The sequence below is a fragment of the Paenarthrobacter sp. 4246 genome (assembly GCF_040546855.1).
Classification (GTDB): domain Bacteria; phylum Actinomycetota; class Actinomycetes; order Actinomycetales; family Micrococcaceae; genus Arthrobacter.
Genome location: NZ_JBEPOP010000015.1, coordinates 1 through 23489 on the forward strand (window position 1 = coordinate 1; position 23489 = coordinate 23489).

A 23489-nucleotide genomic window follows, 5' to 3' on the forward strand; every position below is an offset into this window, starting at 1 on the left:
GGCCGACTTTAGGATGGGTGTATGCCAGAGGATGCCAAGAAGCACCGGTTCCTGACTGACGACGGAACAGGTTGCCGAGGAACTGAATGTGTCAGTGAACCGGGGCAGGGCGTTGCTCAAGCCGGTGATCAGCGGGCGTCCAGGTCCGGGGCCGTAGGAGCAGGCGCCGGAAGTCACCTTTTGGCTACAACCTGCTTGTGCCGCGGGTCACAAGTTCCGTTAGGGCGCCAACTTCCATAGGCTTGCAGGGTGATCTTCAAAGCTGTGGGCGAGGGACGCCCGTACCCTGACCATGGATACTCGGCGCCGCGGGACTGGGCTGCCTTGCCCCCGCGCCCTATCCGCCTCGATGAATTGGTAACCACCAAACGGACCCTGGATTTGGAGGCATTGTTGGCTGAGGACTCAACCTTCTTTGGCGACCTGTTCCCGCACGTTGTCCAGTACCAGGGCGTCATGTACCTCGAAGACGGGCTCCACCGGGCCGTCCGCACGGCGCTCCACCAGAGGACCGCGATTCACGCACGTGTATTGGTGATCGATGGCTAGGCGGACGGGTCCCACCAGTCCGGAGGCGTCCCCAGCAAAAAAACGTAAGCGTCCCAAGGATGTGACGCAGCTCCATGGCCACCACGTGGTCACCGGCCCGGAGCTCCGGGCAACATTTGCCGAGGACGCCGCGGCCCAGAAGAGCCGTTTCCGGCGCCGGCTGCTTCACGGAATTGTCCTGGTCCTGCTGGTGGGTGTGATCGCTGCCGGGGCCGTCGGCGCCTGGGCAATCATGAACGGCGTGATCAAAGTCCCCACCGCGATCGCCAGCAAAGCCCCTATGAGCCTGTGCCCCACCACCACGTTCGACTACGTTCCGAACGAAACCGTGAACCTCAACGTCTTCAACGCCACCTCCCGCGGCGGCCTGGCAGGCACCGTGGCCGAGCAATTTACTGCCCGGGGCTTCAAAGTGGCTTCGGTGGACAACAGCGAGACCGCCTACGCCGGAGTGGCCGTAGTAGTTTCCGGCGTCAAGGGCCAGGCGGCTGCTTTCAACGTCCAGCGCAACCTTGCCGGCACGGATTACTTCCAGGACAACCGTGAGGACGAGTCCGTGGATGTCATCCTCACCTCAGGCTACGAAGGCCTGGTGGAGCCCGAACTGGTGGATCAGACCCCGGGGAAACTCCTGTGCCCGCGTGAAGATCTGCGCATTGCTGACAACTCCAAGTGGCCCATCATTCCGACACTTCCGGCGGGGCCGTAACGGCAGGCAGCAACACCAGCGCCCCTGTACTAGCCCGCCAGGGCGTCGTGGATGGGGGCGTCGTGGACGTCTGCTTCCAGCCGAATCGGCCGCCCGGCGTCGTCGAAGCGTGCTCCCGCCCCGAGCTGGATGAAATGTACGGTCTGCGCAGTATGGGCTTCAACAGCTGACTTGACCTCGACGTCGGTGGCCGGGGTTGGTGGGGGAGTGTCGCCGTCGGGCGTTCGGTTGCGTCGTGCGGCGCTGGCAGACAGCGTTCCGTGAATGAGTCGCGCCAGCTGGGCAACATCGACGTCAGGGAGGTAGCCCTGGTGGACACCGTCTTGAAGGATGTCCTGCAGAAGGATGTTGAGGTCGCCCACGTGGTCCGCGAGCTTCGCGAAGGAGCCGGGGGAGAGGACAGCGGCCATGGCCGGCCCCGGGGGCAGATGGCGGCGGCTGAGGTCCTCCACTTGCGCACGGACGTAGAGGGCCAGCCTGTCCACGGGGTTTTCCAGCGCGGCCAGTGACTCCCGGAGATCAACAATGAAGCGCTCGGTCTCGTCCAAGGCGTACGCGATCAGCAGTTGTTCCATGTCCGCGTAATAGTTGTAGACGGCGGTACGGCCCACCCCCGCATGCCGGGCGACGTCGGTCATGGTCAGGCCGGGGAGGCCATGGGTGAAGAGGAGTTCACCGAAGGCAGTGAGAATCCTCCGTTGGGTCTCGGCGCGTTGGGCAGCATTCGTGGCGGCCGTGATCCTGGGCATATAGACACTTTACAGTGATCTGTCACTAAGAGCTGCGGGTTAGGTCAGGTGTTGCTGTTTCCTTCAGGAGCTCGGGCCGTGGTTTTGCGGATGACCAAGTGCGGGGTCCGGACCACGCTGCCCGGCGACTTTACCCCTTCAATCCGGTCCACGGCGCGGCCGACGGCGGCTGCCGCAAGGAGCGGAGCGTCCTGGCTGACAGAGGATAACTGGACGTAACTCAGCTTGGCGAAGTTGCTGTCGTCATAGCCCAGCACCGATACATCTGAGGGGATGCTGATTCCCGCAGCCCTGAAGCTTTCCATGATTCCGAGGGCCGACCTGTCGTTGAAGGCGATGACTGCCGTTGGCAGATCAGCCTGAAGGATCTGCCCCGCGCTCATGCCGTCCTCCTCCCCGGGGCCGCCCGAAACAACCACAGGTTGCAGGCCGTGCCGGACCATTTCAGTGCGGTAGGCCTCCCGGCGTTTGTCCGAGGAGACAGCCTCGCCGCCATCCACGTGGACGATCCGGCGATGACCCAGACCCACCAGATGGTCAACGGCCAGTACGATGCCGGCGTGATCGTCGCTGCTGACCGAATCCACGTACTCGCCCACATCGTCGCGCAGGAGGCTCACTACCGGCACCTGTCGGGCGTGCCGTGCCAGGTCATCCACGCTGAGGGTGGGGGCGATGATGATCAACGCCTCGGCGCCAACATCCAACAAGGTCTCGATGGCGCGCGCCTCGGGTCTGCCGCCGGCCACGGCGCTCAGCGTTATCTCATATCCCTTGGCAGACGCCTCGGCGTAGGCGGCGTCGACGATTTCAGCGTGAAACGGCTGTGAGCTGGAAAAGGTGAGACCCAGGAGTTTCGTCCTGCTGCTCCGCAGCAGCCTGGCGCGGGAGTCTGCCCGATAACCGAGATCGCTGGCCGCCTGCAGGACTCTTTGCCGGGTGGATTCCGCTGCACCGGGGGCGCCCCGCATCACGATGGAAACCAAGGCCCGCGAGACGCCAGCCGCCTCGGCTACGTCCATCAGGGTGGGGCGGCGCTGCAGTTCTGACATATTCCTCCAATTGCAACCAGTGTATAGAACGATCTAGACGGGACGTGAACCGCATGTCAGTATGGTCGGACTAGAACGATCTAGAAGACATGCGTCAGGAGCTCCCATGGTTTACCTTCAGCACCGGGTCAGTGAAGACCGGCCGGTTCGTATTGCTCTGATCGGAGCGGGATGGATTGGCAGTTTCCACGCCGAATCCGTTGCCCAGCGGATCCCCAATGCCCGGCTGGAGGCCATCGTGGATCCGGCCCACCCCGCCGTCCAGACGCTGGCTGGCCGACTGGGTGTCCGCAAAATCAGTACTGACCCGGAGGACGTACTGAACGATCCCGAGGTGGATGCTGTTCTGATCTCCGCGCCGGCCCGCTTTCATTCCGGGCTGATCTCGGCGGCCGCACGTGCAGGAAAGCATGCCTTCTGCGAAAAGCCGGGCGGCCGTACCGTGGAAGAACTTGACGCGGCGCTGGAAGCAGCAGAGGCCGCGGGTGTGGTGGTCCAGTTCGGTTTCAACCGCCGCTTCGCTGCAGATTTCGCTGCCGCCCGCCAACTTATCGATGATGGCGTTGTGGGAACCCCGCAGTTGTTGCGGTCCTTGACACGCGACCCGGGCAGCAGGGACGGGATCGCCAATCCGGAGAGGATTCCGCCGGGCACCATATTTCTTGAGACCCTCATCCACGACTTTGACACCTTGAACTGGCTGAACCCCGGCGCGGTCCCAGTGCGAGTCCATGCCGTGGCTGACGCACTGGTTGCTCCTGAGGCAAAAGAGGGCGGCCTGTTGGATACCGCTGTGGTCACCGTGACCTACAGCAATGGGGCCATTGCCGTGGCCGAGGCCAACTTCAATGCGCTGTACGGCTATGACGTGCGGGGAGAGGTATTTGGATCTGCGGGTATGGTGACGGCGGGTGGCCCGCAGGCCGGCTCGGCCACGAGCTACACTGCTGCCGGCATCAATGCGGCCACCGCCCGCGTGAACGTGGATCTCTTTCACGATGCCTACACGGCTGAAGTCGCCCACTTTGTGGATGCGGTGAAGGCTGGCCGCGATGGTACCCAGGCTCCCGTCGCCCAAGGTGCCGGCGGAGCGGACGCACGGAATGCTTTGGCTGTTGCCCTGGCTGCCACCCGTTCGGCCCACACTGGGCTGCCTGTTGATGTGGCATCGATTGCCGCACTGCGCCCGGCGGAACCCGCGCTGCTCACTGTGGGGGATAAAGCATGAGCTTCCGCTTGGCCGTATGCGCTGAAATGCTCTACGGCGAACTGCCCTTGACGGAGCGGGTGAAGAGGATCCACGGGCAAGGGTTCGAAGTGGAGCTGTGGGACACCCGGGGCCGGGATATCGCGGCCCTGGCAGCAACAGGAGCCCGGTTCTCGTCGATGAGCGGCTATTTCGGCGGCAGTCTTACTGATCCCCGTAGTGCCGAGGAGGTGCTGGCTTCCGCGGAGAAGTTGATTCCCGTGGCGCTTGAGCTTGGTGTCGAGCGGATGGTGGTCCACCCTGCGGAGCTCGGGGAGGGCGGCCATGCTGTCCGACCGGTTCACCGGTCTACCGGTGAGATGTGGCTGACCGGGAGAAGCACCCTCGAGCGCCTGGGCGCGCTGGGCGAGAAGCACGGAGTAACCTTCGCGCTGGAGAACCTGAACACCATTCTGGACCATCCCGGGATCCCTTTGGCGCGGGCCAAAGACACCCTGGCGTTGGTCTCCGCGGTTAACCACCCCAACGTCAGGATGATGCTGGACCTGTATCACGCCCAAATCGGTGAGGGAAACCTGATCCAACTTGTCCGGACCGCGTTGCCCTGGGTCGGAGAAATACAGGTGGCCGACGTCCCGGGCCGCTGCGAACCCGGCACCGGGGAAATCAACTATCGCGGCGTCGCAGATGCTCTACTGAAGGCCGGATACGCGGGGGTTGTAGGCCTAGAGGCGAAGGCCGCCGGGGGAGACGACCTGGAATCAGGGGATGCCGCGCTGGCGGCGTTCCGTGCGGCCTTTGAAAGCTAGCTAAGTGCGGCCCGCCCGCGGGTCAGGGATGGAACCCTACGCTCCCGCGTTGGTCGGTACCTGCGAGGGAGCGCTGCATCCACGGGTCAAAACTCGCGTAGCATCAAGGAAAACCGGTCAATCGCATCGCCGGTCAACACTGTAGCTAGGGGGCGTATTGCGCGCAACGGTCAAGGACGTGGCGCGCCGTGCAGGGGTATCGCCCAAGACAGTCTCGAACGTGATGAACGGCGTCGTGCCGGTCAGTGGTCCTACGCGGCTCAGGGTTGAGCAGGCTATGGCGGAGCTCGACTACGTCCCAAATCTTTCGGCGCGCGGACTGCGGAATGGCCGCTCAGGAGTCATCGGCCTGGCACTGCCGGACCTGGCTACGCCCTTCTCCGCGGAACTGGCCCAAAGCATCGTGGAAGTTGCCCATGCGCAGGGCTTCAGCGTGCAGATCGAGGAAACCGGCTCCGACCCCCATCGTGAGCACGAGTTGATGACACGTGCGCGGGCCAACCTCATCGATGGGCTGATTCTCAACCCCGTGGTGCTCAAGGAAAGTGCCGTGCAGGTGGGTGTCGCGCTGCCCCCGGTTGTTCTCCTGGGCGAGGTCACCCAGCAGTTGGCTGACCGCGTCTTTGTGGACAGCTTCGCTGCGGCGCGGGACATGACCCTGGCTCTGGCCCGGCCCGGGCGAAGGCGGATCGCGGTTCTGGGGGTAAATCGAGGAAGACAATCCGCCACAGCCATTCAGCGCAGGGGTGGTTATGAAGCTGCGCTCGACATGCTGGGAATCGCCAGGGATGAGTCGCTGAGGATTTCCTGCGACAGCTGGACGCCCGCATCAGCCGCTGAAGCACTTGCGGAGTATTTGGACTCGAACCCGGTGCCGGATGCACTGTTTTGTTTCACGGACTCAATGGCTCTTGGCGCGTTGAATCTCCTGTGGAAGAGGGGCCTGCGCGTTCCGGATGACATTGCGGTGGCAGGGTTTGACGATGTGATTGACGGTCGCTTTGCGGTGCCGTCCCTGACCACGGTTTCCTTCGACAAGCGAGCGATTGCCACGGAGGCCCTTCGCCTGCTGACTGAACGCATGTCTGACAGGTCCCATGGGCAGCGGCTGGTTGAAATCGAGTACGAGATCGTAGAGCGGGACAGCAGCCGGGCCTGAGCCTGGGGGTCCCCGGGCCCGAAACGAGAGTTCCCACCTAAATTGTTCGCGCTAACAATTTTCTCTTGCCCTGCCTATTACATCGATGTAATGTGAGACCTGCGTCACCCCGGGTCACCATTTACCCGAGCGTGGGGACGCACCGGAGCCGGCTTTTTGAGCAGTGCAGCAGTGACCTTTCAGCGGACCCATCCAAAGGAGTGACGGGTGAAGCAGTTTGATTCTTTGACCGGGAAACAGTTGTCCCGGAGACAGTTACTAACAGGATCGGCCCTCCTTGGCGGGGGACTCCTGGCAACAGGCCTCACCGGTTGCGGAGGGGCAGCCCAGGCCGCCGCGGTCCAGGACATCGGGTTCTGGCACCTTCTTTCCGGCGGTGACGGGATCAAGATGCAGGCGATGATCAACGCGGCAAACCAGGCCAACCCCGGCTTCAAGGTGCACCCCACAGTCCTGGCCTGGGGTCCGCCTTACTACACCAAACTGGCCATGGCGTCGGCGGGAGGCCGCCCTCCTGAGGTAGCCATCATGCATGCCAGCAGGGTGCCCGGTTACGCGCCAGGGGGACTCATTGATCCTTGGGATCTGGACCTTCTTGCCGAGAACGGTGTGACGGCGTCCGACTTTGCTCCCAGAATCTGGGACAAGAGCCAGCACGGCGGCAAGGTCTTCTCCATCGCGTTGGATTCTCACCCGTTCGTCATGTTCTACAACACGGACGTAGCTGCCAAAGCGGGCGTCCTGGGCGGCAACGGGCAGCTCCAGGAGGTGAGCTCGCCGGACGAGTTCAAGGCCATGGCCCTGGAAATGCAGAAAGTGACCAAGGCCCACGGCCTGTCCTTCGGCTACCTGGGCAGTGGATCGCAGATGTGGCGCTTGTTCTACACGCTTTACAAGCAGCACGGCGTGGACATGGAACTGACGCCAGGCCAGCCTATGAAGGTGGACCGGGAGGCGGCCATAGAGTCGCTGGAATTCATGGCCTCCCTGTTCGACGACACCATCGCAGCCCAGGCCGGTGACATCAGCACCGGTATCGCCGAGTTCGCCCGTGGCGGTTCCGGGATGCTGTTCAGCGGTGTTTGGGAACTGCCCACCATGAAGAAGGCCGGCATTCCCGTTGACGCGGCCACCATTCCCACGCTGTATGGGACACCGGCCTCTTACGCTGACTCGCACTCGTTCGTCCTCCCACGGCAACTCAACGTCAACGAGGACAAGCGCCGGGACGTCTACAAGTTTGTCACCGACGTGCTGAAGGGATCACTGTCCTGGGCAGAAGCCGGTCACATCCCCGGCTACCAGCCTGTGGTCCAATCCCAGGCGTACCGCGAACTGACCCCGCAGATCCACTACGCCAACGCGGCTGACATCATCGCCTACGATCCCGAGGCCTGGTTCAGTGGCTCCGGCTCGGACTGGCAGACCTACTTTGCGGAGAACGTGCAGAACGTCCTCTTGGGCAGGGACAAGGCCTCTGCCGGATGGGATGCCTTCGAACAGCGCACCAATACCCTCCTCTCCCGTCCCAACCCGGTCTAACCGGCCCACGTACCGAGCGACCAAAGGAGTTCTTGAATGAGTACCTCTACGCTGTCCCGGCCGAGGCCGGAGAGTCTGCGCAAACCCGGGAGCCGCACCCGCAGCAACCTGAGCGGCTGGGGATTTGCCGCCCCGTTCCTGGTGTTCTTCCTCGTTTTCCTCGTCTGGCCCATCCTCTACGGCTTCTATATGAGCCTCACGGGCAAGTCCCTGACCGGGGCCAACGACAGCCTGATCGGTTTCGCCAACTATGCCGAGGCCTTGGCCGACGCAGATATGTGGCGGTCCTTGGGCAACACCCTCTACTTCACGGTGATCAGCACCGTGCCCCTGGTCCTCGTGGCCCTGGTCATGGCAGCCCTGCTTAACGTAGGACTCCCGGCCCAGTGGCTGTGGCGGCTCTCCTACTTTGCGCCCTACCTGCTGGCTTCCACTGTGGTTTCGCTGTTCTTCACTTGGATGTACAACCCGCAGCTTGGCCTGATCAACGAGTTCCTCACCGGCATCGGCCTCCCTCGGGTTGCCTGGCTGAACGACCCCAACGTGGCCATGTGGGCAATTGTCATTGCCACCCTCTGGTGGACCGTGGGCTTCAACTTCCTGCTCTACCTGGCCGCCATGCAAAACATCCCGGCCCAGCACTACGAGGCAGCATCCTTGGATGGCGCCGGAGCCTGGCGTCAGTTCTTCTCCATCACGCTGCCGCAGCTCACCCCCACCACTGTGATGATTGTGCTCCTCCAGATCCTCGCGTCACTGAAGATCTTCGATCAGGTCTACCAAATGACCGCAGGCGGGCCGGCCGGATCCACCCGCCCCGTGGTGCAGTACATCTTCGAAACCGGGTTCACCGGCTACCGGCTGGGCTACTCCGCAGCCATCTCCTACATCTTCTTCGGACTGATCGTGGTTGTTTCCGTCATGCAGTTCGTCATCACCCGCCGCAGGAGTGCATAACCATGGCAACCCCTACCCTGACCCGTCCCTCACCCAGCACCACCACAACTACCAGCCCGAAGATCCGCCAACCCCGCAAGAAGCTGACAGTGGGCAGGATCGCGGCCGTCGTGGTCGCCGCCTTTATTGCCGTTCTGTGGCTGATCCCGTTCGCGTGGGCCACGGCCACTGCTTTCAAGACCGAGACGGATGCCGCCGCCCCGGACGTCACCTGGCTGCCGCCGTCGGGCTTCACTCCGGACGCCTTCGTCAAGGTGTTCCAGGACGGCAACATCCCACTGTGGACCTGGAACTCGCTGTACACCTCCGCGGCCATCACGGCCATCACCCTGGTCATCTCGGCACTGGTGGCCTACGCGCTCTCGAGGATCGACTTTAAGGGCAAGAAAGTGCTGATGACCGTGATCATCGCGTCCATCATCATCCCGCCGCCCGTGCTGATCATCCCGCTGTTCTACCAAATGCTGGCTCTCAACCTGATCGATACCTCATGGGCCATCATTCTGCCGCAGGTCATCCACCCCGCCATGGTGTTCGTGCTGAAGAAGTTCTTCGACCAGATCCCGCGCGAGCTCGAGGAAGCGGCCGTGATGGACGGTGCCAGCCGGTTGCGGATCTTCACCCAGATCATCCTGCCGTTGTCCCGGCCCATCCTGGCCGCCGTCGCGATCTTTGTGTTCATTGGCGCGTGGAACAACTTCCTGTGGCCGTTCATTGCCACCAACGACGGCAACCTGCTGACACTTCCGGTGGGCCTGCAAACCATCAAGAGCGCCTACGGCATCCAGTACGCACAGAACATGGCGTCCGCGCTGCTGGCCGCGCTGCCGCTGATTGTGGTCTTCCTCTTCTTCCAGCGCCAGATCATCAAGGGCGTTGCGACGACGGGACTCGCCGGAACCTGACCGGCACCCACCGCTTACTACCAGTTTCAGAACCCAATAGTTTCAGAACCACAACCAAGGAGATACATGTCCCGCGCACGCATCACCCTCGACCGCGACTTCACCATTGGCGAGGTACCCCGGCGGCTCTTCGGCTCCTTCGTGGAGCACATGGGCCGCTGTGTTTACACCGGCATCTACGAACCCGGGCACCCGGAGGCTGACGAGAACGGCTTCCGCCAGGACGTCATGAAGCTGGTCAAGGAACTGGGCGCCACCGTCATCCGCTACCCCGGCGGCAACTTCGTCTCGGGCTATAACTGGGAAGACGGCATCGGCCCCCGCGAAAACAGGCCGCGCAGGCTCGACGGTGCCTGGCACACGGTAGAGACCAACGCGTTTGGCCTGCACGAGTTTGTGGATTGGTCCAAGCAGGCCGGCACGGAAATCATGGAAGCCATCAACCTTGGCACCAGGGGAGTGGACGCAGCCCGCGAGATCGTGGAGTACGCCAACCACCCCGGCGGAACGTACCTGTCTGATCTGCGGGCCAAGAACGGCCACAAGGAGCCCTTCAACATCAAGCTCTGGTGCCTGGGCAACGAGCTGGATGGGCCGTGGCAGATCGGCCACAAGACCGCCGACGAGTATGGCCGGCTGGCACAGGAAGCCGCTAAAGCCATGCGGTTCGTGGACCCCTCGCTTGAGTTGGTGGCCTGCGGCAGTTCCAGTTCTTCGATGCCCACGTTCGGGGCATGGGAGCAGACCGTCCTCACCCACACCTACGACGAAGTCGACTATGTTTCCCTCCACGCCTACTACCAGGAACATGAAGGTGACGTGGGCAGCTTCCTGGCCTCCGCCGTCGATACTGACTACTTCATTGAGTCAGTGGTGGCCACCGCGGACGCTGTGCGCGCCAAGGGCAAGCACAAGAAGCACATCAATCTGTCCTTCGATGAGTGGAACGTCTGGTACCAGCGCGGCCTGGACACCGAGGACCAGCCGCACAACGTGGCCAAGGCAGGCTGGCGTGAACACCCCCGGGTGATCGAGGACAAGTACAACGTGACCGACGCCGTGGTGGTGGGCACGCTGCTCAACTCGCTCCTCCGCCACGGTGACCGCGTGAAAATCGCCAATCAGGCGCAGTTGGTCAACGTGATCGCGCCGATCCTTTCGGAAGAGAACGGGCCAGCGTGGAAGCAGACCATCTTCCACCCGTTCGCCCGCATGGCCGAGCTCGCCAAGGGCCAGATTTTGAGGCTCTCGGTGGACTCGGACAAGTACTCCAATGCACGGTTTGGCGACACAGACCTGGTGGACGTCAGCGCTACGTGGAACGAGGAAACAGGCCGGGTTGCCCTGTTCTTCGCCAACCGCGGCTTGGAAGAAGCGGCCGACGTCGAGGTCGCCCTGCGCGGTTTCGACGCCCGCCAGGTGATCCGCGCCGAAGTCCTTGAAATTCCTGAGGGCGGCGACCGCTTGACCATCAACACCCAGGAGCAGCCGGGCCGTGTTGGCCTGACGGCACTGGAGGGCGTGAAGGCGACTGGTTCCGAGCTCCGCCTGACGCTGCCCGCCCTGTCCTGGGCCGTCGTCGAACTTGACGTGGTGAAAGGCTAGCCCCGTACCCAACTGAGTAACAGCAAACGTCGCCATGAGCACTCATAGCGACGTTTGCTGCTACCTACTTGGGTTAAGGCACGACGGCGGGTGGCTGGCTAGACGGCGCAGCCGTCCGGGCCGCAGGCCTCGGCGTCGGAGGCACCCACCGGGATCAGGGGGTTGGCTTCCTGCCATGCCTGGTTCAAGGCTTCGCTGAAGAGGTCCGCAGGCTGGGCGCCGGAGATGCCGTACTTGCGGTCGATGACGAAGAACGGGACGCCAGTGACGCCGATGGCGCGGGCCTCATTGATGTCCTGGTTGACCTCTTCGGCAAACTTGTCGGAGGTGAAGAGCTCGGCGACCTCGTCTGACGGCAGCCCAAGGGCGGAGCCGAGTTCCGTCAGGTACTCCTGGCTGCCAATGTCCTTGCCGTGCTCAAAGTGGTCGCTGAGCAACTGCTCCTTGGCTGCGTCCTGGCGGCCGTGGGAAGCGGCCAAGTGGATGAGGCGATGGGCCGTGAAGCTGTTGGCCACCACAACTTTGTCGAAGTGGTAGTCCAGGCCCTCGCCCTTGGCAGTCTCGGTGACGTGGGCGAACATCTGCTTTACCTGCTCAGGAGCCATGCCCTTGCGCTTGCTCAGGTAGTCCAGTTCGGTGCCGTCGTAGTGCTCCGGGATGGAGGGGTCCAGCTGGTAGCTCTTCCACTCGATGTCCACGGAATCGCGGTGCGGGAACTGTGCCAGGGCGGTCTCGAAACGGCGCTTGCCGATGTAGCACCACGGGCACGCGACGTCTGACCAGATCTCAATCTTCATGCTCTGGACAACCCGTTGGGCCGGCGGGACATTCCTTACACGGCTGTTATTTTGCTCACCCGTTGCCGTCCGGTCGCAGGCCCCATACTCTTGGAATGGGTTATGAAGCCAGCCCTTGGACTGGGGGTTTTGCGCGGAGGCTCCAGCATGCGCATCGGACTCATCGTTGGCCCGTGGTTTACCGTGCCACCAGAAAAATATGGTGGAACAGAGCGCGTAGTGGATGCCCTGGCGCGGGCGTTGTCGGACGCGGGACACGATGTCCTGCTGGCGACTGCCTCGGACAGCACCTGCCCGGTGCCCCAAGTACCCGGCTTTGGCCCCTCAGCCCCGGAGGAACTGGGACAGACCTCCAGCGAACTTGGGCACGTCATCAGGGCGTATGCACAGTTGCAGGACGTGGACATCATTCACGATCACACGCTGGCTGGACCCCTCTACGCGCATCGGCCAGCCGGCATCCCCGTAGTCACCACCATCCACGGGCCGTTGTCGCCCACCTATACGCCGCTCTACCGTGACATGGCGCAGGACACCGCCATCATCTCCATTTCCCACGACCAGTGCAGCAGGACCCGGGATGTGCCGGTCACAGCCGTCATCCACCACGGAATCGACGTGTCGGCGGTGAGCGTGGGGCGAGGAGCCGGAGGGTATGCCTGTTTTGTGGGCCGCATGTGCCCGGACAAAGGACTCCTGGAAGCCGTGGCCGTTGCCAGGGAAGCCGGCGTCCCCCTGAAGATCGCGGCAAAGATGCACGCCAAGGACGAGCAAGAGTATTTCCGCGACGTGGTGCGGCCGGCCCTCGGAAAACAGGAGGAGTTCGTGGGAGAACTCTCGGACCCGGAGAAATTCGAGCTCATGGGTGATGCGCTCGTCCTGATCAACCCCATTCAGTGGCATGAACCTTTTGGATTGGTGATGATCGAAGCACTCGCCACAGGTACCCCTGTCCTGGCCACTCCGATGGGTGCCGCCCCGGAGATTGTCCGGCACGGTATCACGGGCTTTGTAGGGTCCCCAAGCGAGTTGGCGGCCCGCGTTGAACGGGTTCCGTTCCTCAGCAGGGATGCCTGCCGACGATCAGTGGAGGAGTCTTTCAGCTCAGCCCGAATGGCTGCGGACCATCTGGACCTTTACGCCAAAGTCATCGAACAATTTTCGGCTGGACCTCTTTCCGGCGGGAGTCTGTTGCAAGAAAATCAGAGGCAAGCCCTGTAGGGCCCTGCCCTCACGGAAGACTCCCAAGGAGGCCTGTTGGCCATGACCGCTTGGAATGAAGACACTGAAGCCGGAGCGTCAGAGCTCGGTGCCGTCACCGTCGTCGAAGGCTCGTCCTTCTGTATTTCCTCGCACTCGGGTGACATCCATGGAGGTGGGTCCCAGGGTGCTTACTACCAGGACACCAGGATCGTGTCGCGCTGGATCCTGCGGATCAACGGGGCGCTGAGGGAGCCGCTGGTGGCACGGAATCCCACCGCTTTCCAAGCGGAGTACGTGGGCCGGGCGTGCTCGGCCGACGGCAGGTTCGACAGCCCCTTGGTAGTCCATCATCAACGGCATGTGGGTGCCGGCCTGCGGGATGACATCACTATCAGGAACTACTCGGGACAGGACGCCCCGTGCGAGATTGAACTGCTGCTCGACGCCGACCTGGCGGACCTCTTCGACGTCAAGGGCGGCCGGACCAACAAAGCCGGAGCACCCACCAGGAAAGCGCATAAAAAAGAGCTGCACATCGATTCCCTCCATTCCAGCGGCCAACGCCGGGGAGTGGCTTTCCGGGCCTCCGGCGCCAAGGTTTCCGATGAAGGATTGAGATTCCACGTCAGAATCCCGGCGCGCAGCCAATGGTCCACCAGCATCATCGCGCTCCCGCTGGTGAATGGGGAGGGACCCCACGATCCCTTTACGGAGACCACACCGCTGCATCACACACCCGGCGTCCGGCGCCACGCGGCCTGGGAAGAACACGTACCCCGGATCGCTGTGACTGATGCCAACGTGGAGGAAGTCCTGGAGCGGAGCCAACGCGATCTGGGCTCGCTGCGGATCTTCGACCCCGCCCATCCAGGACGCGCCGCCGTGGCCGCCGGGGCGCCGTGGTTTATGGCGTTGTTCGGACGCGACTCGCTTCTGGCCTCTTATATGTCGCTCATGGTGGATCCCAACCTTGCAGCCGGAACCTTGCAGACCCTGGCAGCGCTCCAAGGCAGCACAGTGGATGTTGACTCCGAGGAAGAACCCGGACGCATCCCTCACGAGGTCAGGCTCGGTGTCACCGCCGGACTCTCGCTGGGCGGAACTGCCTACTACGGAACGGCCGACGCGACACCCCTGTTCGTCTCCACGCTCGGTGAGCTCAGCAGATGGGGCCTTGGGGCTGACATCATCGAATCCCTCCTTCCGCACGCCGATCGTGCCATCGAATGGATGGAGCAGTACGGGGACCGCGACGGCGACGGCTTCATCGAATACCAACGGCCAAACGACCATGGGCTGGTAAACCAGGGATGGAAGGACTCCTGGGACGGCATCAACTTCGCGGACGGCCGGATGGCGGAAACACCCATAGCCCTTTGCGAAGTGCAGGCCTACGCTTACGCGGCGTATGTCGGTCGCTCCCTGCTGGCCCGCGCGGCGGGGGACACCGCCGTCGAACGCCGTTGCGCGGACCGCGCCGAAGCGCTGAAAGCCGCTTTCAACGAGGCCTTCTGGCTACCTGACCGCGGCTACTTTGCGCTGGCGCTGGATAAGGACAAGAAGCCCGTGGACTCCTGTACTTCAAACATGGGGCACTGCCTGTGGGTGGGCATTGTGGACGAGGACAAGGCGCCGCTGGTGGCCGAGCGGCTGATGTCGCCCGAAATGTTCACCGGGTGGGGCATCCGGACTTTGGGTTCGGACATGGGCGCTTACAACCCCGTCAGCTACCACAACGGCTCCGTCTGGCCGCACGATACCGCGCTGGTCGCCACCGGGCTCATGCGGTACGGCTTCGTGAAAGAGGCCAGCAGGGTGGCGAAAGGACTGTTCGACGCCGCCGAACACTTTGGCGGTCAACTTCCGGAGTTGTTCTGCGGCTTTGACCGCAGCGACTTTGCGGCGCCGGTACCGTATCCGACGGCGTGTTCCCCGCAAGCGTGGGCGGCTGCGGCACCCGTGCAACTGGCCCGGATCCTGCTGCGCTTCGATCCGGACTTCACCCGGGACGTGTTGCACCTGGCGCCGATACTGCCCGACGCTTATGGGTCGTTCCGCGCGGACAACGTACTGTTGGGGCGCTCGCGGATCACCGTGGAGGCCACTGGCTCGTCCGGGACGGTAACCGGGCTGCCAGCCGGCCTCGAACTGCGGTCCGATCCCCGGCCGCCGCTGACGGGGGATTTGTTCGGCTAGCCTCCTAGAGTTCGAGCTCCATGACGAAGTCGTGCTCCACGGTGTTGCCGAGCTTGAATGATTTGGTGCCCACGCGCTGGAACCCGCTCTTCTCGTAGAAGCGGATCGCTTTCGCGTTCTCGCTGTTCACGCCGAGCCAAACGCCTGCCGCGCCCTTATCTGCCGCGTCAGCCAGGGAGGCTTTGATGAGTTGTGATGCGGCACCCTTGCCGTGGTGGTCGGGGTGGACGTAGCACTTGCTCAACTCCGTGGAGGGGAGGGCGGAAAGCACCGAGGCGACGTCGGGATCGGTGGCTGGCTTGGCAACCAGCATGGTGTACCCCCGGAGCTGCCCGTCGTCGTCGAGCACCACAACGGTGATGTTCGCGTCGGCGAGGTAATCCTCGAAGTTGGCCTCGCTCAGCGTCTTTTCGAGGTGGGCTTGGATGTCAGCCGGTGACGAACCGGGTGGGCAGGCCAGCGGGAAGGTGACGGCGGCAAGCTCAGCCAGCTTGCCGGCGTCGTGCGTTGTTGCGGTGCGGATGGTTTCAGCCACGTGGTCCCCCCGGGAGTTTTTGTACAGGTAATGCCCCTAAGAACGAATCTTAGGGGCATTAGCTGTACAAAAACTCCCAGGTTTGGGGGTCCAGGCTCAGGACAGGGCTGTCACCGTCAGTTTCCTCACTGTGGCCGTACCGCCCTCCGCATTCAGTTGGGTGCCTACGCTCCCGGGGGCGGGGAACACGAGATCGGTCAACACAACCTTGCCGCCTTGGGCGAACACCTCCACGGAGCCATGGTCCACGATCACCCGAAGCTTGAGGACGCCGTCCTCCAGAACCACGGGTGCCGATTCAGTGGAGGCAAACTTTTCATGGAAAGCGGTGTGACCGGAGGTTCGGCGATCCAGGGTGAGCCGGTGAGTGCCGGCGTCGAAGCTTAGGCGAGTGGCCCCGAAAAGTGTCAATGAGACAGCCCGAGCCGTACCTGGCAGGATGTCGGCATCGATCACTTGGGCTGTGTCAAAGTCCGGCAGTGCAAGCGGGGAAGAGCCAACCTCCGTGTCCTGCACGGTGTGGATGGTCCTCCCGAACCCTGGGGACAGAACAGGGCGTTGGACCAATCGGGGTAGTCCGTTAATGGTGGCCAGTCCCACGTCGCGCGCCAGTGACATGCTTGAGCGCCACGGGGACGTTGGGAGGGAGTTGGCGTAATCCCAGTTGTTCATCCATCCGATCATGATCCGGCGGTTGTTGGGAGCGTTGCTGAAAGAAACGGCAGCGTAGTAGTCGCGGCCCCAGTCCAGCCAAAGGCAATCCGCGAGGTTCACCGTTCCGTCCGCACTGGCTTGAACCAGCGAATCGGGATCCGCGATGAACCGGACCCCATCGAAGTGGCCCACAAAGTACTGCCCACCCGAACCGCCGGCCACGGCACCGGGATTAATGTTGACCACCAGCACCCACTTGAGGTGATGGGGATCCCCGTCCACGGGAAGGGGGAACAGGTCAGGACATTCCCATTCGCCGCCAGTGGCATTGGCAGGGCCGAAGGTGCTCAAGTACTCCCATTCCTTGAGGTTGGCGGAACGGTACAAAACCACTTGCTGATGCTGGGCCTCCACCGCAACCATCACCCAGAAAGCACCGTCGGATCCCTCGTGGCGGAACACCTTGGGATCCCTGAAATGTGCCGAGCCCCGGTTGAGGACAGGATTGCCCGCGTACTTCTGCCACGTCATGCCCGAGTCGGTGGAGAAGGCGAGCGACTGTGCCTGGGTCCCCTGCAACCCTGAGCCTTCCTTGAAAGCGCTGGTGTAGATAGCAACCAGCGGAGGGTTCTCCAGTGTGCCCAAACCGGACGTATTATCTTCATCCACCACCACGCTGCCGGAGAACACATCCTCCTGCTCGTCGCAGGCGATGGCAACCGGCTGTTCGGTCCAGTGCAGTAGATCCACTGACGTGGCGTGCCCCCAGGACATGTTGCCCCAGACGTTATCGAACGGGTTGTTTTGGTAGAAGAGGTGGTAAACACCCTGGTAGTACACAAGCCCATTTGGATCGTTCAGCCAGGTGCTGTCGGCCGTGTAGTGAAGCGCCGGCCGGCTCATAAGTTGGGCGGGCGCGGGAGTGTGCGTGGTTGTATCAGTCATTGGAGTTCTTTCGGGAAGTGTGTGCCAGTTCCAGCGATCCGCTCAGTTCGGCCCGCGTTGGCGGGCTGGCTCCGTGCCGTCCCACGGTGCCCAATGCTGTGAGGGACGCAGTGCTGATGCTTAGGAGACTGAGGACGGACACAGAGGCAGTCAGGTGGTGGTGCCCGCAGTCAGTTCTGCAGGACCCTTGCCCGGCACGGGCTGCGGGGGCGCGACGGAATTGCGCAGGACCAATGGGCAGGGAAGAACGGTGGGGTGGGCCGTCAACAGTTGCAGGTCCGTTTTTCCCTCGATTGCGTCAATCAGGTTTTTGGTTGCCCACGCGCCCATTTCATAGTGCGGAAGGGCCACAGTGGTCAGCGATGGGTAGAGATTTTCCGCGATGAGCTGCTGGTTATCGAATCCCACAATGGAGAGGTCCTCCGGTATCCGCAGCCCAAGCTCCCCGGCCGCCCTGTAAGCACCCATGGCCATACGGTCGTTGTAGCAGAAGAGGGCCGTGGGGCGGTGAGGCGATTGCAGAACCCGCAGGGCCGCTTCATAACCACCTGGCACCTCGGACAGTTCCGAGTGGACCAGCTCTTCATGGAACGTCAGCCCGGCGTCGGCCAGCGTGTCTTGGAAAGCCTTGAGCCTGGAGTGCGTGGCCGGTACGTCGTCGGTGTTGTTGATCATGCCAATCCGCGCGTGTCCGGCGTCGATCAGGGTTTGCACCGCAAGCCTTGCACCTCCGGCTTCGTCGGGGATGACCGCTGAAACCGAATGGTTGATGTCCTCGGAGTCCACGAGGACTGACGGAACACCGGTTAGGTTCTCGGGAAGGGACAGCTTTCGGTGATACATGGTGGCGTACAGGATGCCATCCACTTGCCGGTCCAACAGATCAGCGACGTCACTTTCACGCGAATCCTGGGAACCAGTGCTGGTGGAGTTGATGATCATGATGTTGTACCCACGTGCCCTTGCCGTTTCCTCGGCCCCGAGGATGATCCGGCCCGCGTGCGGGGTGGTGGCGATCTCTTCGCTGATGAAACCGATCATCCCCGAGCGTTGGGTGCGAAGGGCCTGGGCCAGTCGGTTGGGCCCGTAACCCAGCTGTTGAGCCGCTTGGTGGACCCGTTCCCTCGTTTCGGTACCTACGCGGGCGTAGGCAACATCATTGAGGACATGGGAGACGGTGGTGACAGAGACACCGGCTGCGGCGGCCACGTCTTTGATACCGACAGATCTTTTGGTCATTGCTTTCCCACGTCCTCAAGGTGTTGATGATTGTTGCTGATCCTACGTCCGCTTACTGGTCTCAGTAGGCTATCGAGGAATACCCGCGCCCTGGCTGCTTTGGGTGGCCCCTGCTGCCGCAAAGCCCAGGGTGGGCGTGGCCCTCACAGCGTTGGCACCCCTGTCCGCGATGACCTGGGCGTCATTCCCGGAGTCAAGGATGGTATTCCGTGCCGAGGTGGAGTCGACCAGCACCGCCGTTACTGCGAGTCCGTCCGAAGCTCCGGTGGTCAACAAGGCATCCACTTGGGCCGAGAAGCAGGAGTCACTGGACGCAGAGCGAACGTCCATGGCCACCACATGGTTGTTGGAGACGAAGTTTCCTGTCCCTTCGGCCAAACGAATGATCACCGGCGTGGCCCCTGACGGCCGGATGCTTTGTGCGTCCACAACCTCGGAGAAGTGGTTGCCGATCACTGAGTTATTGCTTCCACTGATGCGCACGAGACCGTGAAGGTCATCGCATCCATTGTCGACTCCCAGGAACGGCGTCCACGGCTCATGGTCACGGAGGAAATGGTTGGTGGCCACCAGATTTTCGGAGCTGTTCTCCGCAAGAACCACCATTCCGGGGTAAAACGAGTGCAGGCGGTTGTTGGAGACACTTGAACGTGTGACACCTTCGAAGTGGATGCTGCTGGCACCGCGAGGGAAGATGTTGTTCGCGGTGACCAGGAGACCGCCATGGTTCTGGGCATAGATCGAGTGCCCTTTGAAGCCGGCCCCTATCAAGTTGTCCGTGATCTTTGAGGCCTGGCCCCAGCCGCGGAGTTCTATGCAGCTTCCGCATTCAGCAATGAAGTTGTCGTGGACGGACAGGGCGTCTGCCTTGCAGATGGTGAGCGCGTTCTCAAGGTAGACGAATCCCATTCCATTGACCCGGAAAGAGTCATTGGCGCTCGCCACAAAAATGCCGGTCTTGCCGTTGACGTAACTGTTCTCCGCCGGCAGCTCGGACCCATCCGGGGTGAAGTGCAAGCCGTCGATGCAGAAGTTGGAGAACTCAACGGAACTGATCCGGGGGCTTCCGCCACGTTCAACGTAGAAGGCGGCGCTCTTGGATTCGTCGTCCGGCAGTAAGTCACTGATCGGAAGATCCACCATGACGCGGCTCCCGCCAGGCCACAACTCATGAAGATCAGGCCATTCGGCCTCGGGAACATTGAAGCGGATGCTCGAGGACGTGAAGCCGTGACCTGAGCCCTCAATCCTGAGGAAGCTGACGTCGATGACTACCTGCGTCCGGAGGCGATAATCGCCGGGCGGAAGATAAATCACCGCACCCGGCTTGCCGCCGTCGTTCTCATCCGTGGCCGTTTGCCGGTCCTTGATGTCCGCGATGATGCTGTTGATGACTTCACCAACGTCCGTGAACGGATCGCCGATGGGCCAGGTGGTGACGTTGTAATAGTTGCTGTTGGACATGGTTCCTTCCTTAGCCCTTAACCGCGCCGAGCGTCATGCCGGCAACGATCTTGCGCTGCAGCAGCAGTGTCAGGAGGATGACGGGAATGGAGTAGACGGCCGCGAGTGCTGTCATGGAGCCCCAGTCCAGTCCGAACTGGGTTTGGAAGTTCGCTATGACCACGGGAGTTGTTTGCGAGCGGATTGCGGTCATGAGGAGCGCGAACAGGAATTCGTTCCACGACGCCAGGAAAGCGAAGATCGCGGTGACGGCGATGCCGCCGGAGACCACCGGGATGACTACCCGCCAGAGCGCACCCAGTCTGCTGCAACCATCCACCGTTGCCGCTTCCTCCAGGTCGCGGGGGACCGCCTCGAAGAAGCTGGACATCAGCCAGATGGACAACGGCAGGGAGATGGTGGTGTGGGCGATGGACAGGGCGATGGGTGTGTCCGCCAGGCCTACGGAGGACATCATGGATGCCAGCGGGATGCCGATGGCTACTGGCGGAACCATACGCGTTACCAGTGCCGCCATGATGAACACGCGGCCGCTGGGAGTCTTGTAGCGCGTGATGCCGTAGGCGGCCGGGATAGCCAGGACCAGTGACAACAGGGTGCTGATGACGGCGGTCTGAATGCTGTTGATGAACGAAGCCAAAACTCCGCTCCGGCCCAACGCGTTGGCGTAGTTCTCCAGCGTCCATTCCGTGGGAAGGATGGTGGGCGGAACGGCGATGGTGTCGATCGGCGTCTTGAATGACGTGAACAGCAGGTACAGGAACGGGAAGCCGTACAGCACCATGGCCACGGCCAGCAGGATCCACAGGATGATCCGGGTGCTTCGGCGCCCGGCTTCCAGGCCTTCGCGGTTGACGCCGCGGCCCTTCCGCGGGCCGTTTAACGCAGTGACGTCCGACGCCGGCAGTGCGGTTTGGCTTGTCACGTCGCCCTCTGTTGTGGCTTGGTTCCGTTTAATCGCGGTCCGGGAGCTCATCAGTTGTCCTTTCCTGGCCGCCAGATGGTGGCCACCGCGAAGAATGCGACGGCGAGCATCGCCAGCAGGTAGATGGTGCCCATGGCGCTGGCCAGGCCGGGATCGCCAAAGCGGATCATGGTGCGGTAGATCAGCAGGCTCATGGTTTCGGAGGCGGACTGCGGGCCGCCGTTTGTTTGAATCAGGATGGTGTCAAAGGCGCGGGCGGCGTCGATCCCCCGGACCACCAACGCCACGGCGATGACCGGGCGGAGGAGCGGAAGAATGATGCGGAACAGGAGGGCGGGTGCCCTGGCGCCGTCCAGCCGGGCAGCTTCGATGAGATCACCGGGGATGTTCTGCAGTCCGGCGAACAGTACGAGGCACATGAAGGACGTTGTGAGCCAGATGTCCGGAACGGCCACTGAGAACAGCACAATGTTCGGATCTGACAACCAGCCGATCTGGTTCGGATTGGAAAGAACACCCGCCTGGTGCAGGAGGGTCCCGATGAGGCCGAAGTTGTCGATCATGAGGAACTTCCACAGCAAACCTGCAACGATCGGCGCGATCATCAGGGGATACAGGAAGACGGTTCGCCAGATTTGGGATTTGCGTCCGAGGGTGGTGAACAGGAGCGCCATTCCCAGGCCGAGGGCGAACTCGAGGGTTACGACCACCACGGTGTAGGCCAGGGTCCGCCAGCCCGCGCCCATGAAGGCCTCGGAGGCGAAGGCCGTCACATAGTTTTGGAATCCTACGAAGTCCCGGGGGCCACCGGCAATGGGGGAGATTTTGTAGAAGCTGTCGGCGATAAGGCGGAACAGCGGGTAAGCCACGAAGACGCCCAGGAACAACGCCGCCGGGGTCATCAGGTATAGGGCGAAGCGGCGATCGGTGATGCGCACGATTTTCTCTTCTGCTGGTTGGGGCCGCGGCCGGCACGGGGTTTATGGTTCCGGGTGCCGGCCGCGGAGTCTTTACTTGAGGAGGTCCTGGATCTGCTTCTTGGCTTCAGCCAGGAGTGTCGCGGAGTCGCCGCCGGCTACAGCCTTCTGCAGGAGCGGCACCAGTACCGTGTCAACGATTTGCTGCCACTTGGCCGTTGCCGGTCGGGTGGCTGTGGCTTTGCCGTTGAGGGTTTCGATCAGCGGCTTGAAGCTCTCGTATCCGGGCTGGTCCTGGTACTTCTCGAACGCGGAGATTCGGGAGGCCAGGCCAAGGCTGGATTCGATGCCCAAACCGTTGTGGTCGTAGGCGCACTTGATGAACTTCTTTGCGGAATCCGCGTTCTTGGTGGCCTTCGGTACGGACAGGTACCAGGGTCCCGGGACGCCTGCGACGCCGGCGCTGCCGCCAATCATCGCTGCGGCACCCACCTTGCCTGCCACCGGTGAATCCTTGGGGATCTGGCGGTAAGCGTGGGCCCAGAACCGCGTCATGGCCGTCTTGCCTTGGTTGAACAGGTTCTGGGCGGCTGCCCAGTCAACCTGTGCAGCACCCGGAGGTGCGGACTTGGTCAGGCTCACGTAGAAGTCGAGCGCTTCTTTGTGGGCTGCGTTGTCGATCACTACGTTCTCGCCGTCGAGGACCATCGGCGAGCCGGCCTGCAGGACGTGGGCCAGCCATTCAGTTTCCACGGCTCCCTTCACGTCCGTGCCGTACATGCCGTCCTTAGTAAAGAACTCCGAGATGTCCTGGTACTGCTTCCACGTGGTGGGTGCGGCGAGTTCATAGCCGTACTTGGCCTGGAAGTCGGCCTTGTTCTTGGCGTCCTCGAAGAGGTCTTTGCGGTAGAGGATGATCTCGGCATTGGTCCACGCTGGCAGGCCGATGAAGTGGCCATCCACGTTGGCTTCCTTGACCAGCGCGGGGAAGATGTCCTTTTTGGCCTCATCGGTGAAGATTTCATCGATGGGCTGGACCGCGTCCTTGAAGCTCGGGAGCCAAACCGAGTCGAGGGCGGCTACGTCGAAGGAAACGTTGCCGGAGGAAAATTCGCTGGAGAGCCGGTTGAACATGCCGTCGTAGGGCAGTTCGACGAAGTTGACGTCGATCCCGGCGTCCTTCTTGCATTGTTCGGCTACGCCGGTGAGTTCAGCGTGACCGCCGGCCTCCACCAGGACATTGACGGTGCTGGCGGCGCTACCCGACGTTGGTGCCGGGCCCCCTGCGCCGCATCCGGTAGCCGCGAGTGCGACGGCGGTGCAGAGGCCGCCAAGGGTAACGAGCCTGGAGATGGTGTTTCGAGTGGACAT

At 62.5% G+C, this 23489-nt stretch carries 21 protein-coding genes; 11 read left to right on the top strand and 10 right to left on the bottom strand.

Annotated elements, in window-relative coordinates; all coding sequences use genetic code 11:
• The first annotated feature begins 249 nt into the window (after nucleotides 1–249).
• Nucleotides 250–549: a type II toxin-antitoxin system VapB family antitoxin gene (locus ABIE35_RS20920; protein ID WP_011773432.1), complete on the top strand. Its 300-nt coding sequence runs from the start codon at nucleotides 250–252 to the stop codon at nucleotides 547–549.
• A gap of 61 nt (nucleotides 550–610) precedes the next feature.
• Complete coding sequence (locus tag ABIE35_RS20925; RefSeq protein ID WP_354517803.1) at nucleotides 611–1258, top strand: LytR C-terminal domain-containing protein; 648 nt, start codon at nucleotides 611–613, stop codon at nucleotides 1256–1258.
• 29 nt (nucleotides 1259–1287) lie between these two features.
• Here the strand turns inward: ABIE35_RS20925 and ABIE35_RS20930 are convergent, their stop codons facing one another.
• Nucleotides 1288–2007, bottom strand: a complete 720-nt coding sequence (locus tag ABIE35_RS20930) for a TetR/AcrR family transcriptional regulator (RefSeq protein ID WP_354517804.1) — start codon at nucleotides 2005–2007, stop codon at nucleotides 1288–1290.
• Nucleotides 2008–2051: 44 nt separating this feature from the next.
• Nucleotides 2052–3059: a LacI family DNA-binding transcriptional regulator gene (locus tag ABIE35_RS20935; protein WP_354517805.1), complete on the bottom strand. Its 1008-nt coding sequence runs from the start codon at nucleotides 3057–3059 to the stop codon at nucleotides 2052–2054.
• 106 nt (nucleotides 3060–3165) lie between these two features.
• On the opposite strand from ABIE35_RS20935, the gene ABIE35_RS20940 reads away from it, so the two are divergent.
• The 7 genes from ABIE35_RS20940 to arfA all read left to right on the top strand — a co-directional run bounded on the left by ABIE35_RS20940 (nucleotide 3166) and on the right by arfA (nucleotide 11243).
• On the top strand, nucleotides 3166–4287 hold the full coding sequence (locus ABIE35_RS20940; protein ID WP_354517806.1) for a Gfo/Idh/MocA family oxidoreductase: 1122 nt from the start codon (nucleotides 3166–3168) through the stop codon (nucleotides 4285–4287).
• On the top strand, nucleotides 4284–5075 hold the full coding sequence (locus ABIE35_RS20945) for a TIM barrel protein (protein ID WP_354517807.1): 792 nt from the start codon (nucleotides 4284–4286) through the stop codon (nucleotides 5073–5075). The genes ABIE35_RS20940 and ABIE35_RS20945 overlap by 4 nt, the downstream gene beginning before the upstream one ends.
• Before the next feature lie 157 nt (nucleotides 5076–5232).
• Nucleotides 5233–6234, top strand: a complete 1002-nt coding sequence (locus tag ABIE35_RS20950) for a LacI family DNA-binding transcriptional regulator (protein WP_354517808.1) — start codon at nucleotides 5233–5235, stop codon at nucleotides 6232–6234.
• Between the two features lie 207 nt (nucleotides 6235–6441).
• The gene (locus ABIE35_RS20955; RefSeq protein WP_354517809.1) at nucleotides 6442–7776 is read left to right on the top strand and encodes an extracellular solute-binding protein; all 1335 of its coding nucleotides are present in this window, start codon (nucleotides 6442–6444) and stop codon (nucleotides 7774–7776) included.
• A 36-nt stretch (nucleotides 7777–7812) separates the two neighbouring features.
• Complete coding sequence (locus ABIE35_RS20960; protein ID WP_089593642.1) at nucleotides 7813–8733, top strand: carbohydrate ABC transporter permease; 921 nt, start codon at nucleotides 7813–7815, stop codon at nucleotides 8731–8733.
• Between the two features lie 2 nt (nucleotides 8734–8735).
• Complete coding sequence (locus ABIE35_RS20965; RefSeq protein WP_354517810.1) at nucleotides 8736–9638, top strand: carbohydrate ABC transporter permease; 903 nt, start codon at nucleotides 8736–8738, stop codon at nucleotides 9636–9638.
• Nucleotides 9639–9704: 66 nt separating this feature from the next.
• A complete protein-coding gene (arfA, locus tag ABIE35_RS20970) occupies nucleotides 9705–11243 on the top strand; it encodes an arabinosylfuranosidase ArfA (protein ID WP_354517811.1) in 1539 nt (512 codons plus the stop codon).
• Nucleotides 11244–11341: 98 nt separating this feature from the next.
• Here arfA and ABIE35_RS20975 read toward each other — a convergent pair whose 3' ends face one another.
• Nucleotides 11342–12040, bottom strand: coding sequence for a DsbA family oxidoreductase (locus ABIE35_RS20975; RefSeq protein WP_354517812.1), 699 nt, complete (start codon nucleotides 12038–12040; stop codon nucleotides 11342–11344).
• 147 nt (nucleotides 12041–12187) lie between these two features.
• Between ABIE35_RS20975 and ABIE35_RS20980 the strand changes: the two genes are divergently transcribed.
• Nucleotides 12188–13261, top strand: a complete 1074-nt coding sequence (locus ABIE35_RS20980) for a glycosyltransferase family 4 protein (RefSeq protein WP_354517813.1) — start codon at nucleotides 12188–12190, stop codon at nucleotides 13259–13261.
• Nucleotides 13262–13303: 42 nt separating this feature from the next.
• Entirely contained in the window at nucleotides 13304–15439 is a 2136-nt protein-coding gene (locus ABIE35_RS20985; protein ID WP_354517814.1) for an amylo-alpha-1,6-glucosidase, read from the top strand.
• A gap of 4 nt (nucleotides 15440–15443) precedes the next feature.
• On the opposite strand, the gene ABIE35_RS20990 is transcribed toward ABIE35_RS20985, so the two are convergent.
• The 7 genes from ABIE35_RS20990 to ABIE35_RS21020 form a co-directional block, all read right to left on the bottom strand.
• Nucleotides 15444–15974, bottom strand: a complete 531-nt coding sequence (locus ABIE35_RS20990) for a GNAT family N-acetyltransferase (RefSeq protein ID WP_354517815.1) — start codon at nucleotides 15972–15974, stop codon at nucleotides 15444–15446.
• Nucleotides 15975–16070: 96 nt separating this feature from the next.
• Nucleotides 16071–17573, bottom strand: coding sequence for a glycoside hydrolase family 32 protein (locus ABIE35_RS20995; RefSeq protein ID WP_354517816.1), 1503 nt, complete (start codon nucleotides 17571–17573; stop codon nucleotides 16071–16073).
• Between the two features lie 150 nt (nucleotides 17574–17723).
• Nucleotides 17724–18812: a LacI family DNA-binding transcriptional regulator gene (locus ABIE35_RS21000; protein WP_354517817.1), complete on the bottom strand. Its 1089-nt coding sequence runs from the start codon at nucleotides 18810–18812 to the stop codon at nucleotides 17724–17726.
• A 69-nt stretch (nucleotides 18813–18881) separates the two neighbouring features.
• Nucleotides 18882–20276 (bottom strand): NosD domain-containing protein, encoded by a 1395-nt coding sequence (locus ABIE35_RS21005; protein ID WP_354517818.1) that lies wholly within the window; start codon nucleotides 20274–20276, stop codon nucleotides 18882–18884.
• Nucleotides 20277–20286: 10 nt separating this feature from the next.
• Nucleotides 20287–21252, bottom strand: a complete 966-nt coding sequence (locus ABIE35_RS21010; RefSeq protein WP_354517819.1) for a carbohydrate ABC transporter permease — start codon at nucleotides 21250–21252, stop codon at nucleotides 20287–20289.
• Nucleotides 21252–22139: a carbohydrate ABC transporter permease gene (locus ABIE35_RS21015; protein ID WP_354517820.1), complete on the bottom strand. Its 888-nt coding sequence runs from the start codon at nucleotides 22137–22139 to the stop codon at nucleotides 21252–21254. Before ABIE35_RS21015 ends, ABIE35_RS21010 begins: the two co-directional genes overlap by 1 nt.
• 72 nt (nucleotides 22140–22211) lie before the next feature.
• Nucleotides 22212–23489, bottom strand: coding sequence for an ABC transporter substrate-binding protein (locus ABIE35_RS21020; RefSeq protein ID WP_354517821.1), 1278 nt, complete (start codon nucleotides 23487–23489; stop codon nucleotides 22212–22214).